14 protein-coding genes are annotated in these 13,673 nt (G+C 70.7%); 7 read left to right on the top strand and 7 right to left on the bottom strand.

Annotation, left to right across the window (positions count from 1 at the left end; translation table 11 throughout):
• The first annotated feature begins 79 nt into the window (after window positions 1-79).
• Window positions 80-751, top strand: coding sequence for a TetR/AcrR family transcriptional regulator (locus ABZ911_RS12260; protein ID WP_358054586.1), 672 nt, complete (start codon window positions 80-82; stop codon window positions 749-751).
• A complete protein-coding gene (locus tag ABZ911_RS12255; RefSeq protein WP_358054585.1) occupies window positions 748-1,428 on the top strand; it encodes a DNA alkylation repair protein in 681 nt (226 codons plus the stop codon). The genes ABZ911_RS12260 and ABZ911_RS12255 overlap by 4 nt, the downstream gene beginning before the upstream one ends.
• Here ABZ911_RS12255 and ABZ911_RS12250 read toward each other — a convergent pair.
• On the bottom strand, window positions 1,425-2,294 hold the full coding sequence (locus tag ABZ911_RS12250; protein WP_358054584.1) for a LysR family transcriptional regulator: 870 nt from the start codon (window positions 2,292-2,294) through the stop codon (window positions 1,425-1,427). The two genes, ABZ911_RS12255 and ABZ911_RS12250, sit on opposite strands and share 4 nt — an antisense overlap.
• Window positions 2,295-2,360: 66 nt before the next feature.
• On the opposite strand from ABZ911_RS12250, the gene metE reads away from it, so the two are divergent.
• A complete protein-coding gene (gene metE / locus ABZ911_RS12245; protein ID WP_358054583.1) occupies window positions 2,361-4,559 on the top strand; it encodes a 5-methyltetrahydropteroyltriglutamate--homocysteine S-methyltransferase in 2,199 nt (732 codons plus the stop codon).
• Between the two features lie 16 nt (window positions 4,560-4,575).
• On the opposite strand, the gene ABZ911_RS12240 is transcribed toward metE, so the two are convergent.
• Genes ABZ911_RS12240 through ABZ911_RS12220 form a run of 5 tightly spaced genes read right to left on the bottom strand, consistent with a single transcriptional unit; the run spans window position 4,576 to window position 9,419 of the window.
• The gene (locus ABZ911_RS12240) at window positions 4,576-5,487 is read right to left on the bottom strand and encodes a carbohydrate ABC transporter permease (RefSeq protein WP_358054582.1); all 912 of its coding nucleotides are present in this window, start codon (window positions 5,485-5,487) and stop codon (window positions 4,576-4,578) included.
• The gene (locus ABZ911_RS12235; protein WP_358054581.1) at window positions 5,487-6,389 is read right to left on the bottom strand and encodes a sugar ABC transporter permease; all 903 of its coding nucleotides are present in this window, start codon (window positions 6,387-6,389) and stop codon (window positions 5,487-5,489) included. The genes ABZ911_RS12240 and ABZ911_RS12235 overlap by 1 nt, the downstream gene beginning before the upstream one ends.
• The gene (gene ngcE, locus ABZ911_RS12230; RefSeq protein ID WP_358054580.1) at window positions 6,386-7,792 is read right to left on the bottom strand and encodes an N-acetylglucosamine/diacetylchitobiose ABC transporter substrate-binding protein; all 1,407 of its coding nucleotides are present in this window, start codon (window positions 7,790-7,792) and stop codon (window positions 6,386-6,388) included. The genes ABZ911_RS12235 and ngcE overlap by 4 nt, the downstream gene beginning before the upstream one ends.
• A gap of 18 nt (window positions 7,793-7,810) precedes the next feature.
• A complete protein-coding gene (locus tag ABZ911_RS12225; protein WP_358054579.1) occupies window positions 7,811-8,545 on the bottom strand; it encodes an SIS domain-containing protein in 735 nt (244 codons plus the stop codon).
• Window positions 8,546-8,549: 4 nt separating this feature from the next.
• Window positions 8,550-9,419 (bottom strand): MurR/RpiR family transcriptional regulator, encoded by an 870-nt coding sequence (locus ABZ911_RS12220; RefSeq protein WP_358054578.1) that lies wholly within the window; start codon window positions 9,417-9,419, stop codon window positions 8,550-8,552.
• An 80-nt stretch (window positions 9,420-9,499) separates the two neighbouring features.
• Here ABZ911_RS12220 and ABZ911_RS12215 point away from each other — a divergent pair, with 80 nt between their 5' ends.
• From ABZ911_RS12215 to ABZ911_RS12205, 3 genes are all read left to right on the top strand, one after another.
• A complete protein-coding gene (locus ABZ911_RS12215) occupies window positions 9,500-10,468 on the top strand; it encodes a BadF/BadG/BcrA/BcrD ATPase family protein (RefSeq protein WP_358054577.1) in 969 nt (322 codons plus the stop codon).
• Between the two features lie 106 nt (window positions 10,469-10,574).
• On the top strand, window positions 10,575-11,378 hold the full coding sequence (locus ABZ911_RS12210) for an SAM-dependent methyltransferase (protein WP_358054576.1): 804 nt from the start codon (window positions 10,575-10,577) through the stop codon (window positions 11,376-11,378).
• 15 nt (window positions 11,379-11,393) lie between these two features.
• Window positions 11,394-12,023 (top strand): MerR family transcriptional regulator, encoded by a 630-nt coding sequence (locus ABZ911_RS12205; protein WP_358054575.1) that lies wholly within the window; start codon window positions 11,394-11,396, stop codon window positions 12,021-12,023.
• Here ABZ911_RS12205 and ABZ911_RS12200 read toward each other — a convergent pair.
• Entirely contained in the window at window positions 12,007-12,681 is a 675-nt protein-coding gene (locus tag ABZ911_RS12200; protein WP_358054574.1) for a ThuA domain-containing protein, read from the bottom strand. The two genes, ABZ911_RS12205 and ABZ911_RS12200, sit on opposite strands and share 17 nt — an antisense overlap.
• A 104-nt stretch (window positions 12,682-12,785) precedes the next feature.
• Between ABZ911_RS12200 and ABZ911_RS12195 the strand changes: the two genes are divergently transcribed.
• Entirely contained in the window at window positions 12,786-13,670 is an 885-nt protein-coding gene (locus tag ABZ911_RS12195) for an RNA polymerase sigma-70 factor (protein ID WP_358054573.1), read from the top strand.
• Window positions 13,671-13,673 lie beyond the last annotated feature (3 nt).

Raw genomic sequence — 13,673 nt, 5'->3', positions numbered from 1 at the left:
GCTTGCTCATGCCCCGAACCTCGGGTGAGCAGGGCGGGATCGGCGAACAAGCGATTGCGCAAGGGTCATAATGGAGGACGTGACCACGCGAAAGAACTCCGGCGGCACCACGGCCGCTCCGCCCCGGGCCAAGCGCGCGACCGCGTCGGGAGCGGCCTCCGAGCGCCGCGACCACCTCGTCAAGCTCGCCGCGGAGATCTTCGCCCGCAAGGGCTTCCAGGCGACGACCGTACGCGAGATCGCCAACGAGGCCGGCATCCTCTCCGGCAGTCTTTACCACCATTTCGACTCCAAAGAGACGATTGTCGACGAGGTGCTCTCCACCTTCCTCGACGACCTGATCGCCCGCTACCGCGCGGCCCTCGACACCGGCGGCGACCCGCGCAGCGCGCTGACGGAGATGGTCCGCATCGGCTTCAGCACCCTTGAGCCGCACCGCGCCGCCATCACCGTGATGCAGAACGACTGGAACTATCTCCGCCAGTTCGACCGCTTCAACTACCTCGTCAAGGCCGAGGACGAGGTCGAGCAGATGTGGGTCAGGCAGATCAAGGCGGGCCAGGCGGCCGGGCAGTTCCGCGCCGACGTGGACCCGAAGCTGACCTACCGCATGATCCGCGACACGATCTGGGTGGCCGTGCGCTGGTTCCGCCCCGGCGGGCGGCTCAACACCAGCGGCCTGGCCGAGCACTATGTCACGGTGCTCTTCGACGGCCTGGCCAAGGGCGAGCGGACGTCCCAGAAGGGATGAGCCTCGCCAAGGCGGTGCGCGCGGCGCTGGAGGAGATCGCCGACCCGGACAGAGCGCCGCAGATGCAGGCGTACATGAAGTCGGCCATGCCCTTCCTGGGGGTGCACGCGGCGCCGCGGCGCGCCGCCCTGAAGCGGGTCTTCGCCGACAACCGGCTCCCCGGCGCGCCCGAGTGGCGCCGGGCCGTGCTCACGCTGTGGCGCGAGGCGGAGTACCGCGAGGAGCGCTACGCCGCGATCGAGCTGTCGGGCTTCCGCTTCTACCGCGAGTGGCAGACCCTCTACACGGTCCCGATGTACGAGGAGCTGGTCGTCTCCGGCGCCTGGTGGGACCTGGTCGATGACGTGGCGGTGAACCGTGTGGGGCCGCTGCTGGCGGCCTTCCCCGACTCGATGCGGCCGCTGATGCTGGAGTGGGCGCACGACGACGACCTGTGGAAGCGCCGCACGTCGATCCTGTGTCAGAACTCCTTCAAGGACCGCACCGACACCGCCCTGCTGTACGCGTGCATCGCCCCCAGCCTGTCCGACACCGACTTCTTCGCCCGCAAGGCGATCGGCTGGGCGTTGCGCGAGTACGCCAAGATCAGCCCGCGCGAGGTGATCCGCTATGTCGAGGCCACCGGCATCTCGGGGTTGAGCCGCCGCGAGGCGCTGAAGCACCTGCCGTTGCCCTAACGGGTCCAGAGCGCCTCCTGTACGGCCTGCACCAGTTCCAGCAGTTCGGGCGTGCCCCCGTCTCTGGGCCAGGCCAGGCCGTACGACAGGCGCAGGTCTCCCCCGTCCAGCGGGACGAAGCGGACGTCGTCCCGGCGCACGGTCCTGGCCAGCAGGTGCGGGACCGGCAGCACGCCCGCGCCCGCCGCCACCAGGTCGAGCGCAGGGGCGAAGTCGTCGAGGTCGTCGGCGACGATCCGCTGCCGCCCCGGCACTCTGGCGGCCAGCAGTTCCCACGCGCCACCCGCGGGCCGGTTGCGCGGCATCAGGACCTCCCGGCCCCGCAGTTCCTCGGGCGTGACCGCGCGGGCGAGCCGGTCGCCCGCGGGTACGGCCAGCCGGTCGAGGGTGACGTGGAAGCGGGCGGCGGTGGTGAAGGCGGCCGGGGCGGGGACGCCGAGGATCGCGGCCGACACCTCGCCGCCGGTCAGCAGGTCGACGGCGGCGGCGCGGCCCGCCGCCCTGAGCTCTACCGCCGTGCCCCTGCCTCGCGTCGACAGGCGTCTCGCGATGCGCGCGGCCAGGCTACCGACGATCGGTGGATAAGCGAGGCGAATGGCCGGGCGAGCCAGCCGTGCCCCCTCGGCCTCGAAGGCGGTGGCGGCGTCGAGCAGCGCGCGGGCGTGGCCGAGCAGGGCCTTGCCCGCGCCGGTCAGGCGCACCTCTCGGCTGCTGCGCTCGAAGAGCCGGAGGCCGAGGGAGCCTTCGAGGCGGGCGACGGCCTGGCTCACGGCGGGCTGGGACAGGCCCATCTCGGCCGCGGCGGCCGAGAAGCTCAGGCGCCGGGCGACGACGGCGAAGCAGCGAACGTCCTTGAGCCGGTCCATGGACGAAGCATAAGGAGCGTCAATAGATCGTGTTCAAGGTGGCGGGCGGCGTGCAGGATTCCCGCCATGACGAAGTTTCCGACCTCCACCGTGCTCGGGTACCCGCGGATCGGCCCGCGCAGAGAGCTCAAGCGGGCGCTGGAGTCCTACTGGGACGGCCGCTCCACCCGCGCGGAGCTCGACCTGGCCGGCGCGGCGATCCGCGAGGCGACCTGGCGGCGGCTCGACGCGCTCGGCCTGGGCGCGCTGCCCTCGAACACCTTCTCGCTGTACGACCAGGTGCTCGACACCGCGATGCTGGTCGGCGCCGTGCCCGAGCGCTATCGGGCCGCTGACGACGTCTACTTCGCGATGGCCAGGGGCACCGACGCGCTGCCGCCGCTGCGGATGACCAAGTGGTTCGACACGAACTACCACTACATCGTCCCCGAGATCGGCCCGGAGACCACGTTCACCCTCGACTGCGCCAAGCCCCTCTCCGAGGTACGGCAGGCCCGCGACCTCGGCTTCCCGACCCGGCCCGTCCTCCTCGGGCCGGTCACCTTCCTGCTGCTGTCGCAGGGCACCGCCCCCGGTTTCGCCCCTCTCGACCGGCTCGGCGACCTGCTGCCGGTCTACGAACGGCTGCTGGCCGAGCTGGCCGCCGAGGGCGTGGAGTGGGTGCAGCTCGACGAGCCCGCGCTGGTGGCCGACCGCACGCCGGAGGAGCTGGCGGCGGTCGAGGTCGCCTACGGGCGGCTGGGCGCGCTCGCGGGCAGGCCCGCGCTGTTCGTGGCGTCGTACTTCGGCGATCTCGGCGAGGCGCTGCCGGTGCTGGCGCGGACGCCCGTGGAGGCGATCGGCCTCGACCTGACGCGCGGTGCGAGCGCCGAGGACGTGTGCGGGCTTGAGGGCAAGACCGTCGTGGCGGGCGTGGTGTCGGGGCGCGAGGTGTGGCGCACCGGCACGCGGCAGGCGCTGGCCGCGCTGACCGGGCTGCGGGAGCGGGCGGCGCATGTGGTGGTGAGCACGTCGTGCTCGCTGCTGCACGTGCCCTACGACGTGACGATCGAGGAGGACCTGGATCCGGCGCTGCGGGAACGGCTGGCCTTCGCCGAGCAGAAGGTGGCCGAGGTCGTCGAACTGGCCGCCCTGCTGCCCGGGACCGCGCACGCCCCGGCTCCGGAACGGACCGGAACCCCGTCCGAGGGAGCGGAGGAGCCTGCCGCGGAGGTCAGGCGCAGCCCGTACGAGGTGCGGGCCAGAGCTCAGGCCGCGCATCTGCGGCTGCCGGCGCTGCCGACCACGACCATCGGGTCGTTCCCGCAGACCGGCGAGCTGCGCGCGGCCAGGGCCGCGCTGGTGGCGGGCGAGCTCGGCGAACCCGCCTACGAGGCCAGGGTCAGGGCCGAGATCGAGCGGGTCGTCCGCCTGCAGGAGAAGCTGGGCCTGGACGTGCTGGTGCACGGCGAGCCCGAGCGCAACGACATGGTCCAGTACTTCGCCGAGCACCTCGACGGCTTCGCCGTCACCCGCCACGGCTGGGTCCAGTCGTACGGCTCCCGCTGCACCAGGCCGCCCATCCTGCACGGCGACGTCCGCCGCCCGGCGCCGATCACCGTGAAGTGGGCGAGATACGCCCAGTCGCTGACGGACAAGCACATGAAGGGCATGCTCACCGGTCCCGTCACCATCGTCGCCTGGTCGTTCGTCCGTGACGACCTGCCGCTGCGGGAGGTGGTGTTCCAGGTCGCCGACGCGATCGGCGGGGAGGTGCGCGACCTGGAGGAGGCCGGAATCTCGATCATCCAGGTGGACGAGCCCGCGCTGCGCGAACTGATGCCGCTGCGCCGCGACTCCCAGCGGGAGTACCTGGCGTGGTCGGTCGCCGCCTACCGACGGGCCACGTCGGGGGCGGGCGACAGCACGCAGATCCACACGCACCTGTGCTACTCGGACGCCGAGCAGATCCTGACCGCGATCGACGGGCTGGACGCCGACGTCACCAGCATCGAGTCGGCCCGCTCGCACGCCAGGGTGCTGGCCGAGCCCGCCGTGGGCGGCTTCGCGCGGGGGCTCGGCCCCGGGGTGTACGACATCCACTCGCCGCGGGTGCCCGCGGCGGCCGAGGTGGAGGCGGGACTGCGGGCGGCGCTGCGGGTGCTGCCGGCCGAGCGGGTGTGGGTCAACCCGGACTGCGGCCTGAAGACCCGCACCTACGAGCAGGTCGAGGCGGCACTGACCACGATGGTCGCCGCCGCCCGCGACCTCAGGCCGCCCAGGTGAGGTCGCGTGGTCTGGGCTACTTCAGGGCGCCTGCCGTGAGGCCGGCCTGGATCTGGCGCTGGAAGAGGGTGTAGACGACGAGCATGGGCAGGATCGCCATGCTGAGGGCGGCGAACAGTGCCGCCCAGTCGGCGTCGTAGCCGGCGGCGGTGGAGATGTCGGCGATGCCCTGGGTGAGCACCCACTTCTCCCGGTCGCCGGCCAGCAGCACCAGCGGGATCTGGTACTGGTTCCACTGCCCGAGCACGTTGAAGATGGTGATGCTGACGATGCCGGGCCGGGCCATCGGCAGCATGATCTGGAAGAACACCCGGCTGTGCGAGGCGCCGTCGACGAGGGCCGCCTCGGCGACGGCGCCGGGCAGTGTGCGGAAGAAGGCGGCCAGGAAGAACACGGTGAAGGGCAGCGAGTAGGCGATGTAGACGAGCACCAGCCCGCCGTGCGAGTTCAGCCCGATGAACTGCCCGATCACCGGGATCGTGCCCATGTTCTGCACCACGAAGAACAGCGGCGTCAGCGCCAGGTAGACGGGGAAGGCCAGGCCGGAGACGAACAGCAGGTAGATCGCCCGGTTGCCGCGGAAGCGGTAGCGGGCCAGCACGTAGGCGGCCATCGCGCCGAGCAGCATGGTACCGGCCACGCTGAAGAAGACGACGATGACGCTGTTGAGCATGTACTGCCCGATGTGCGCCTGCTCCCAGGCCCTGGCGTAGTTGTCGAAGCGCAGCGCCTCCGGCAGCGACCAGGCGTCGCCGAAGATCTCGCTCTCGGTCTTCACCGAGGCCAGGAACGTCCACACGATCGGGATGATCATGAGGATGGACCACACGACGAGCGCGAGGTGCGACAGTCCCCAGAGCGGGCCCAGCCGGGCCCGCCCCTCGGCCCTGGCGGCGCTCCGCGAGAACGGCAGACTCTCCGAGGCCATCAGAACTCGATCCTCTCCCTGCGGGACAGACGCATGGCCAGGGCCGTGAATCCGACGGTGAACAGGAACATCACCACCCCCAGCGCGGAGGCGTAGCCGAACTTGAAGTAGCTGAAGGCGTTGCGGTAGATCTCCGCGGCCATCACCGTCGTGGCCGAGTCGGGGCCGCCGTGCTCGGGCGTCATCACCCAGACGATGGCGAAGACGTCGAGCGCGAGGATGCCGAGGTAGACCCAGCCCACCTGGATGGTGTCCCACAGCAGCGGCAGCGTGACCCGGAAGAACAGCGAGAAGCGGCCCGCGCCGTCGATGGCGGCGGCCTCGAACAGATCACGCGGGATCGAGGCCATGCCCGCAGAGAACAGCACGACGTAGAAGCCGACCGCCTGCCACACCAGGACGCCCAGGACCGACCAGAACGCCACGTCGGTGTCGTCGAGGAAGCCGACCGGTTCCAGGCCGAGCGCGATCAGCGGCCCGTTCAGCATGCCGGCCTGGTCGGGCCGGAAAACCTGCTGGAACAGCACCGCGATGACCGCCACGGCGAGGACCTGGGGGAAGAAGAACACCACCCGGTAGAAACCGGACCCCCAGATCCCGCTGACGCCCTTCTTGCCGCCGACGTTGAGCAGGAAGGCGAAGAACAGCGCCAGGCCGATGGTGATCACCGGCAGGAGCAGCAGCAGGAGCCCGTTGTGCCGGACCGCCTTCCAGAAGATCTCGTCGCCGAGCAGCCTCTGGAAGTTCTCCAGGCCGATGAACCGCGGGGTCGCGGTCACCCCTCGCCAGTCGGTCATGGCGATGTAGAAGGCCTGGGCGTACGGGGCGATCACGTAGATCAGGTAGAGCGCCACCGGTGCCGCGAGGAAGCCGAAGACGAAGCGCCCGCTGCCGTACCTCATGCGCGTGAGTACTTCTTGACCGAGGAGTCGCTCTTGAGGTCGGCCGCCTTCTTGTTCATCCGCTCCGACCACTGGGCGACGGTCAGCTTGCCGTTCATCAACTGGCCGGTCGCGGCGGCCAGTTCGTCGTGCATGGGCAGGTACCACTCTCTGAACCGGTAGAAGGTGGTGTTGTCACCGGCGGCACTGAGCATCTTGGTGGCGCTGGTCAGGCCGGGGGTGAGCTGCAGGCCGTCGGTGGCGCCCTTGACCACCGAGGGCACGTTCACCATCTGGACGAACTTGCTGGCAGCCTCCTTGGCGAGCATCGCGCGCAGGAACTCGGCGCCGCCGAGCGGGTTGGCGGACTTGGCGGAGATGAAGAAGTTCTCACCCGGTTTGGCGTGCACGGTGCCGTACGGCATGGCGTCGGAGCCGGTCATGTCGGGCAGCGGGAAGACGGCGTAGTCGAAGCCCTCGGGCGTGCTGCTCTTCTGCTCGTTCTCCAGCCAGACGCCGCACGGCAGCATGGCGACCTTGTACTTGTTCTGCGCCGTCTGCGTCTGGACGTGGTCCAGGCCGGCGGTGCCCTGCATGAGGTACTTCGCACCGACTTCGGCCCAGCCGGTGGCGGAGGCGATGACCGCCTCCTGGGTCCAGGCGCCGTCCGCCAGGTTGTCGATGTTCTTCAGCACCTCGATGCCGCCGATCTTGGCGGCGTGCGTGAGCATCGGCTCGTACATGTACTGCGGGTGCTTGCCCGCGTAGGTGAACGGCGCCATCTTGCCGGACTTCTTGATCGTCTCGCAGAGGGCGACGAACTCGTCCCAGGTCTTCGGGTCGGCCTGCCAGCCGTTCTCCTCGAACACCTTCCTGGAATACCAGATCCCGTAGACCCCCTGGGTGTACGGCAGGACGGAGAACTTGCCGTCGAAGGAGCCGACCTCCAGCGCCGCCGCCGAGATCGTGTCGCGCACCTTCACCTTGGGGTCGTCCCAGCTCGGCGCATCGAGCAGCGGGGTCAGGTCGAACATCTGGCCGTCCTGGGCCAGCGCGCCGAGGTCCATCGCGTTGGCTCCGGAGTTGTGCACGATCTCCGGCGGGTTGCCCGCGGCGAACCTGGGCTGCAGGGTCTTGGCGATCTCCTTGGTGGCCGTGTGCTTGATCTGCACCTTGGCGTGGTTCTTGGCGAAGACCGGCTGGTGGATGTCGGTGAAGTACTTGTCACCGAGACCACCGTCGAAGATCACCAGCTCGAACGGCTTGTCCTCGGCGATGCCCAGGGGGTTCGCGGCGCTCTTGACGCCGGCCGCGGGCGCGGAGGCGCTGGGCGCGGTGCCGGCGGGGGTGGCGCAGGCGGCCAGTGCGCCGGCGGCGGGGATGAGGACGGCGCTGCGGAGAAGTTCACGTCGTGACAGGGACATTGGTTGGCTCCTGACTGGTCAAGCTCCACGTCGGATGCGGCCTGCGTAGCGGGCCTCCATGGCCTGGTTGTGCTCGTCGCCGCCGGTGATGTTGGCCGAGAGATAGATCGGCGGGGTCTCCCCCGCCTGGACCAGCTCCTCGATCACCTCAGTGATCATGAGCTGGGCGAGCAGCGCCGACGTGATCGTCGACACCGCTCCGTACGCGCCGCCGCCGGGGAGCGGCAGGACGGCGTCGCCGTAGGGGGCGCCGTTGTCCAGCACCACGTCGGCGAGGTCGAGCAGTTTGCGGCCCGAGGGGTGGCGGGCCGTCATCCGCTCGCTGTGGGCCACGGAGGTCAGGGCGATCAGGGGGTGCCCCCTGTCCTTGACGATCGTGGCGAGCTCCACCACCGAGCCGTTGACGCCGGAGCTGGAGATGATGACGAAGGCGTCCTGGGGGCGGACGGGGGCCAGGTCGTAGATCTGCTGGGCGATCGCGGGGTCGCGTTCGAGTTCGCGGGTGAGGATGGACGGGGGGGCTCCGCCGTACAGGACCAGGTCTCTGATCGCGAGTCTGTTGCTGGGCACCAGGCCGCCGGCCCGGCCGGCGATCTCCATCGAGATGGCCTCGGAGTGGCCCGAGCCGAAGGCGTTGACCACGCCGCCGTCGCGCAGGGCGGCGACGATGAGGGCCGCGGCCCTGCGCACCGGCTCCGCCTGTGATGCGATGACGTCGGCCACCAGTTCCTGTACCTGCGATGCGAACCGCACCCGATCAGCTCCTCTCGACGCGATGACTCTCGACGGCCTTGATGGTCAGCTCGAACGCCTCGTTGGTGCGCTCGTAGGTGCGCTGGGCCACGGCGACGTAGACCGCGTCGAGGACGAAGAGCTGGGAGTGCACGGCCGCCAGGCCGCCGAGCCTGAACGTGGTCTCCCGGCTGGCGGTGGTGAGCACCAGGTCGGCGGGCTCGGCCAGCGGGGAGCGGGCGAAGGAGGTGACCGCGACCGTGGTCGCGCGGTGCACCCGCGCCTCGGCCAGCGCCTCCATCACCTCCCTGGTGCGGCCCCGGTGGGAGATGCCGATCACCACGTCGCCCTCGGTCAGCAGCGCCGCGTCCGACAGGGCCACGTGCGCGTCGCCCGAGCTCCAGCAGGGCACGCCGATACGGCGCAGCCTGCCCTCGAACATGGTCGCGACCGCGCCGCTGGTGGACACGCCCACCGTCAGCACCCGGCGGGCGGCGACGATCGCCTCCGCCACCTTGGCGACGGCGACGAGGTCGAGCTGGGCGGCGGTGTCCTGGATGAGCCTGGCGTCGGCGGCGGCCATCACCTCGACGGCCGCGTCCAGCGGGTCTTCGGGGCCGATGTCCTGGCCGACGCCCGCGCCCCAGCCGGCCTGCGCGGCCCGGCCGGTCTCGGTGGCCAGCGCCACCCTGAGCTCGGCGTACCCGGAGAAGCCGAAGGCCCGGCAGAACCTGGTCACGGTGGCGGGCGAGCTGCCCGCCCGCTCGGCCAGCGCGATGATGGTGGAGCGGGCTGCCTCGGCTGGATCTCCGAGGATCACCTCACCCACCCTGCGCAGGGCTTCCGGCAAGCCCGGCAGTTCGGTCTCGACGCGTCCAAGAGCACCACTCGTCACGAATATTCCTTCCGAATATCCGACCTTGCGGCGAAAATTATTCTTGCTCATCGGCCACGTCAAGACCCAGGATGTGTCACATGCATAACGGCAGTCTCGTAGTCGGCGTGGACGCGGGAGGCACCTCAACACGCGTCGCCGTGTACTCCCTGCGGGGAACCCGCGTCGGGTACGGCAGAGCAGGCGGCGGCAACCCCAGCGCGCACGGCCTCACGGCGGCGGCCACCGAGGTCGGCACGGCCCTGAAGGCGGCGCTCGACGGGCTCGATCCCTCGTTGGTGGCCGCCTCCGTCGCGGGTGTGGCGGGCAACAATCCGGCTTTCGGCCAGGAGCTGAAGCGGGTGTGGGCGGCGCACGGCGTACCGGCGAGACCACGGATGATCAACGATGTGCCGGTGGCGTACGCGGCCGGGACGCCCGAGCCGTCGGGGACGGTGCTGCTGGCGGGCACCGGCGCGGCGGCGGCCAGGGTCACCGGGCACGAGCTGGACAGCATCGCCGACGGGCTCGGCTGGCTGCTGGCGGACGAGGGATCCGGCTTCTGGATCGGCCGCGCCGCCGCGAAGGCCGTCGTCCGCGCCCTCGACCGCGCGGGGGACTCCGACCGGCCGGTCGAGGGGACGCTGGTCGAGTCGGTCGTGGGGCATTTCCTCGGGGACGAGCGGGGGCCGACGCCCCGGCGCGAGGCCGAGCGGATCGTCCGGCTCGCCCAGGCCGACCGGATGACGCTGGCCCCGCTGTCGGCGCTGGTGAGCCAGGCCGCGGCCGAGGGCGACCCGATGGCCACCGAGATCGTCGGACGGGCCGCGAGGCATCTGACGGAATCGGTGGCGCGGGTCTACCAGGGCGGGCCGATCGTGCTCGCGGGCAGCGTGCTGACCAGCGAGGGACCGGTACGGCAGGCGGTGACCGAGATCCTGCGCGAGCGCTGGGCGGCCACGGTCACCACGGCGCGCGACGGCGCAGGAGCCGCCTCCTGGCTGGCGGCACTCCCCCTGCTCTCCACCCGCGAGAGCACCGACCTGCACCAGGCTTTCACCGAGCCGTGAGACCGGGTCATCCACCTCTGTCACAGAGGACGCCACTATTTCCCCCACGGCCCCCTCTCCACCAGAAATGATCAAAAAAGGGGATTGAATCCTCTAGCATCCGAGGATGAGCGACACCGAGCGGGCGCCGGCGGGGATCGACCCGACGATCCCCAGCGTGGCCCGGATCTACGACTACTACCTGGGCGGGAAGGACAACTTCGCCGCCGACCGCGCCGCCGCCGACAAGATCATCAAGTTGGTGCCCAACAGCCGCGAGGTGGCCAGGGACAACCGCGACTTCCTCGGCCGCGCCGTACGGTATCTGGCCGGGTCGGGGATCAGGCAGTTCCTCGACATCGGCACCGGGCTGCCCACCCAGGAGAACGTGCACGAGGTGGCGCTCGCCGCCGCCCCGGACTCCAGGGTGGTCTATGTCGACAACGACCCGATCGTCCTCACGCACGCCCGCGCGCTGCTCGCCGACAACGCCAGCACCATCGTGGTGAACGGCGACATGCACGAGCCCGACGCGATCATCGAAGCCGCCGCGGGGCACCTCGACTTCGCCGAGCCGGTGGCGGTGCTGCTGGTGGCGGTGCTGCACTTCCTGCCCGACGACGAGGAGACCTACCGCATCGTCGAGGGCATCCGCGCGCGACTGGCGCCCGGCAGCGCGCTGGTCGTCTCGCACGTCTACGCGGGCGACCACACCGCTGAGACGATCAAGGAGGGCGCGGCCGTGTACGCCAGGACCGCCACCGGCTCGCTCACCGGGCGCGGTCCCGAGCAGGTCGCCCGCTACTTCGAGGGGCTGCGGATCCTCGAGCCCGGTATCGTGCCGGTCGAGGCGTGGCGGCCGGACTACGACGAGGTCAAGGTCGATCTGGTCAAGCCCGGCATCCTCTGCGCGATCGGCGAAGTTGGATAGCGCTATTATCCAATAATGCGGATCTCCCAGCTCAGCGCCCGATCCGGGGTGGCCATCCCGACGATCAAGTACTACCTGCGCGAAAGCCTGCTGCACCAGGGGGTGCAGCTCGCGGCCACCCGGGCCGAGTACGACGAGTCGCACCTGCGCAGGCTGCGGCTGATCAGGGCGCTGCTGGAGGTCGGCAAGCTGCCGGTCGCCGCCATCAAGAAGGTGATCGAGGCGGTCGAGGACGAGAGCCTGCCCGTCCACGACATGCTGGGCACCGCCCACTACGCGCTCAGCACGCCCGTCGAAACCGGGCAGGGCGCGGACTGGGAACTGGCCCGCGACCAGGTCGAGGCGCTGCTGGCCGCCATGGACTGGCACGTGGACGAGCGGGCGCCGTCACGCGCCGAACTCGCCCAGACACTCGTCAAACTACGCGAACTCGGCCTGTCCACCGACGTGACAGCCTACGCGCGGGCCGCGGACACGCTGGTCGTCGAACAGGAGATGGACACCATCCCCTTCGACGGCCCGCGCGAGGCGGCCGTCGAGGCGATGGTCCTCGGCACGGTCCTGTACGGCAAGGCCTTCGACGCCCTGCGCCGCCTGGCCCAGGAGTCCGAGTCGGCCCGCAGGCTCGCTAATCGCGCAACATGACCGGCCGCTTCAGCAGCCACAGCGCGGCACGCCGCAGCAGCGTGCGGTGCACCTCGTTGTCGTAGGACCTGGTGTCGTGACCGAGCGCGTCGTAGACCACCCGGCCCCGCCGTACCGGCCTGGCCCACACCACGGGATGGCCCGCCGCGGAGGCCAGCGGCTTGACGTCCGGCAGCACGTCGAGGCCGCCGTAGATCTCGTCCACCACGTCGAAGTCGCGCAGCCCGTCCACGATCGGGTGGTCGCCGTGCACCTGCACGCCGGTCCAGCCGAGCGGCGGGTGGTGCGACCTCGGCCAGTTCCAGCAGCCGCCAAGCACCCGCGGCCAGCCCCGCCAGTCGTCGAAGCAGATGGACGCGGTGTGCATGCCCAGCAGCCCGCCACCCCTGTCGAGGTGGTCGAGTAAGGTCGTGCGCGCCTGGGCGGGCAGCTCGAAGCGCCATCGGCCGCGCTGGTCGGCGAAGCGCTCCTGGCCCATCCGCCAGCGCAGCGCGTTGACGGTGATGAGCTGGAACTCCGAGGGCTCGCTGAGCGCTCCCGCGATGTCGTCGGTGACCTCCGACTCCACCCCGACCTCGGCGAGCACCTCGGCCAGCGCGGCCGAGGTGGCGTCGAAGTCGTGGAAGAGACCCCCTGACAGGATCAGATTTCTCGCCACGTCACAACCTCATCACGGCCCGCGGCGCAATTCCATGGCGCGAGTGCCACATCCTGAGCGGCCACCCCGCCAGGCAGGTCGTCCGTTACCGGAGGCGGTGGGGCATGATGGCCGCCGTGGACTTCGAGGAGCATCGTCCGGCGCTGCTCGGGCTGGCCTACCGCCTGCTCGGCAGCATGTGGGACGCCGAGGACGTGGTGCAGGAGGCGTGGCTGCGCTGGCAGGGCGCGGACCGGTCGGAGATCAGGGAACCGCGGGCCTTCCTGGTGACCGTGGTCTCGCGGCTGGCGCTCGACCAGCTCCGCTCGGCCAGGGTACGGCGGGAGTCCTACACCGGGCCGTGGCTGCCCGAGCCGGTACTGAGCGCCGAGACCGGCCCCCTGGACACCGCCGAGCTGCGCGACACCCTGTCGTACGCCACGATGCACCTGATGGAGCGGCTCTCGCCGCCCGAGCGCGCGGTGTTCGTGCTGCGGGAGGCCTTCGAGCTGCCCTATGACCAGATCGCCGGGATCGTCGGGGTCTCCGTCGCCAACAGCCGCCAGCTGCACCACCGGGCCGGCACCCGGCTGGCCGAAGGGCGCGAGCGCTTCAGCCCGAGCGCGGAGGAGCACGGCAGGCTGCTCGGCCGCTTCCTGGAGGCCGCCCACGGCGGCGACTTCGACGCGCTGGCCGGGCTGCTCAGCGACGACGTCACCACGTGGAACGACGGCGGCGGCAAGGTCCGCGCCGCGCTGCGCCCGATCGTCGGCAAGAGGAAGGTCGCGGCGTTCCTGCGCGGCCTGATCACCCGCTATCCCCTTCCCGAGGCACGGCTGGTCGAGGTCAACGGCGGCCCCGGGGCGCTGATCTGGGTGGGCAGGCGGCCCGAGCAGCTCATCGCACTCGACGTGCGCGACGGCCTGATCCACGGCATCTACGCGGTGCTGAACCCCGACAAGCTCGACCGCTTCCGCCGGGCGGAGACCCGACTGTCCGGCGATCTATAGTCG

The sequence above is a fragment of the Nonomuraea sp. NPDC046570 genome, from assembly GCF_040645915.1.
In the GTDB taxonomy this organism is placed as follows: domain Bacteria; phylum Actinomycetota; class Actinomycetes; order Streptosporangiales; family Streptosporangiaceae; genus Nonomuraea.
The sequence above is the reverse complement of the archived record's forward strand: the minus strand, read 5'-3'. Positions and strand labels throughout refer to the sequence as shown.

Bases quoted from the DNA above. Each gene is read 5' to 3' on its own strand.
- ABZ911_RS12215 (WP_358054577.1), top strand. From the start codon at position 9,500: ATGCATAACGGCAGTCTCGTAGTCGGCGTGGACGCGGGAGGCACCTCA.
- ABZ911_RS12240 (WP_358054582.1), bottom strand. From the start codon at position 5,487: ATGGCCTCGGAGAGTCTGCCGTTCTCGCGGAGCGCCGCCAGGGCCGAG.
- ABZ911_RS12255 (WP_358054585.1), top strand. From the start codon at position 748: ATGAGCCTCGCCAAGGCGGTGCGCGCGGCGCTGGAGGAGATCGCCGAC.
- ABZ911_RS12210 (WP_358054576.1), top strand. From the start codon at position 10,575: ATGAGCGACACCGAGCGGGCGCCGGCGGGGATCGACCCGACGATCCCC.
- ABZ911_RS12250 (WP_358054584.1), bottom strand. From the start codon at position 2,294: ATGGACCGGCTCAAGGACGTTCGCTGCTTCGCCGTCGTCGCCCGGCGC.
- metE (WP_358054583.1), top strand. From the start codon at position 2,361: ATGACGAAGTTTCCGACCTCCACCGTGCTCGGGTACCCGCGGATCGGC.
- ABZ911_RS12205 (WP_358054575.1), top strand. From the start codon at position 11,394: ATGCGGATCTCCCAGCTCAGCGCCCGATCCGGGGTGGCCATCCCGACG.
- ABZ911_RS12235 (WP_358054581.1), bottom strand. From the start codon at position 6,389: ATGAGGTACGGCAGCGGGCGCTTCGTCTTCGGCTTCCTCGCGGCACCG.
- ABZ911_RS12195 (WP_358054573.1), top strand. From the start codon at position 12,786: ATGATGGCCGCCGTGGACTTCGAGGAGCATCGTCCGGCGCTGCTCGGG.
- ngcE (WP_358054580.1), bottom strand. From the start codon at position 7,792: ATGTCCCTGTCACGACGTGAACTTCTCCGCAGCGCCGTCCTCATCCCC.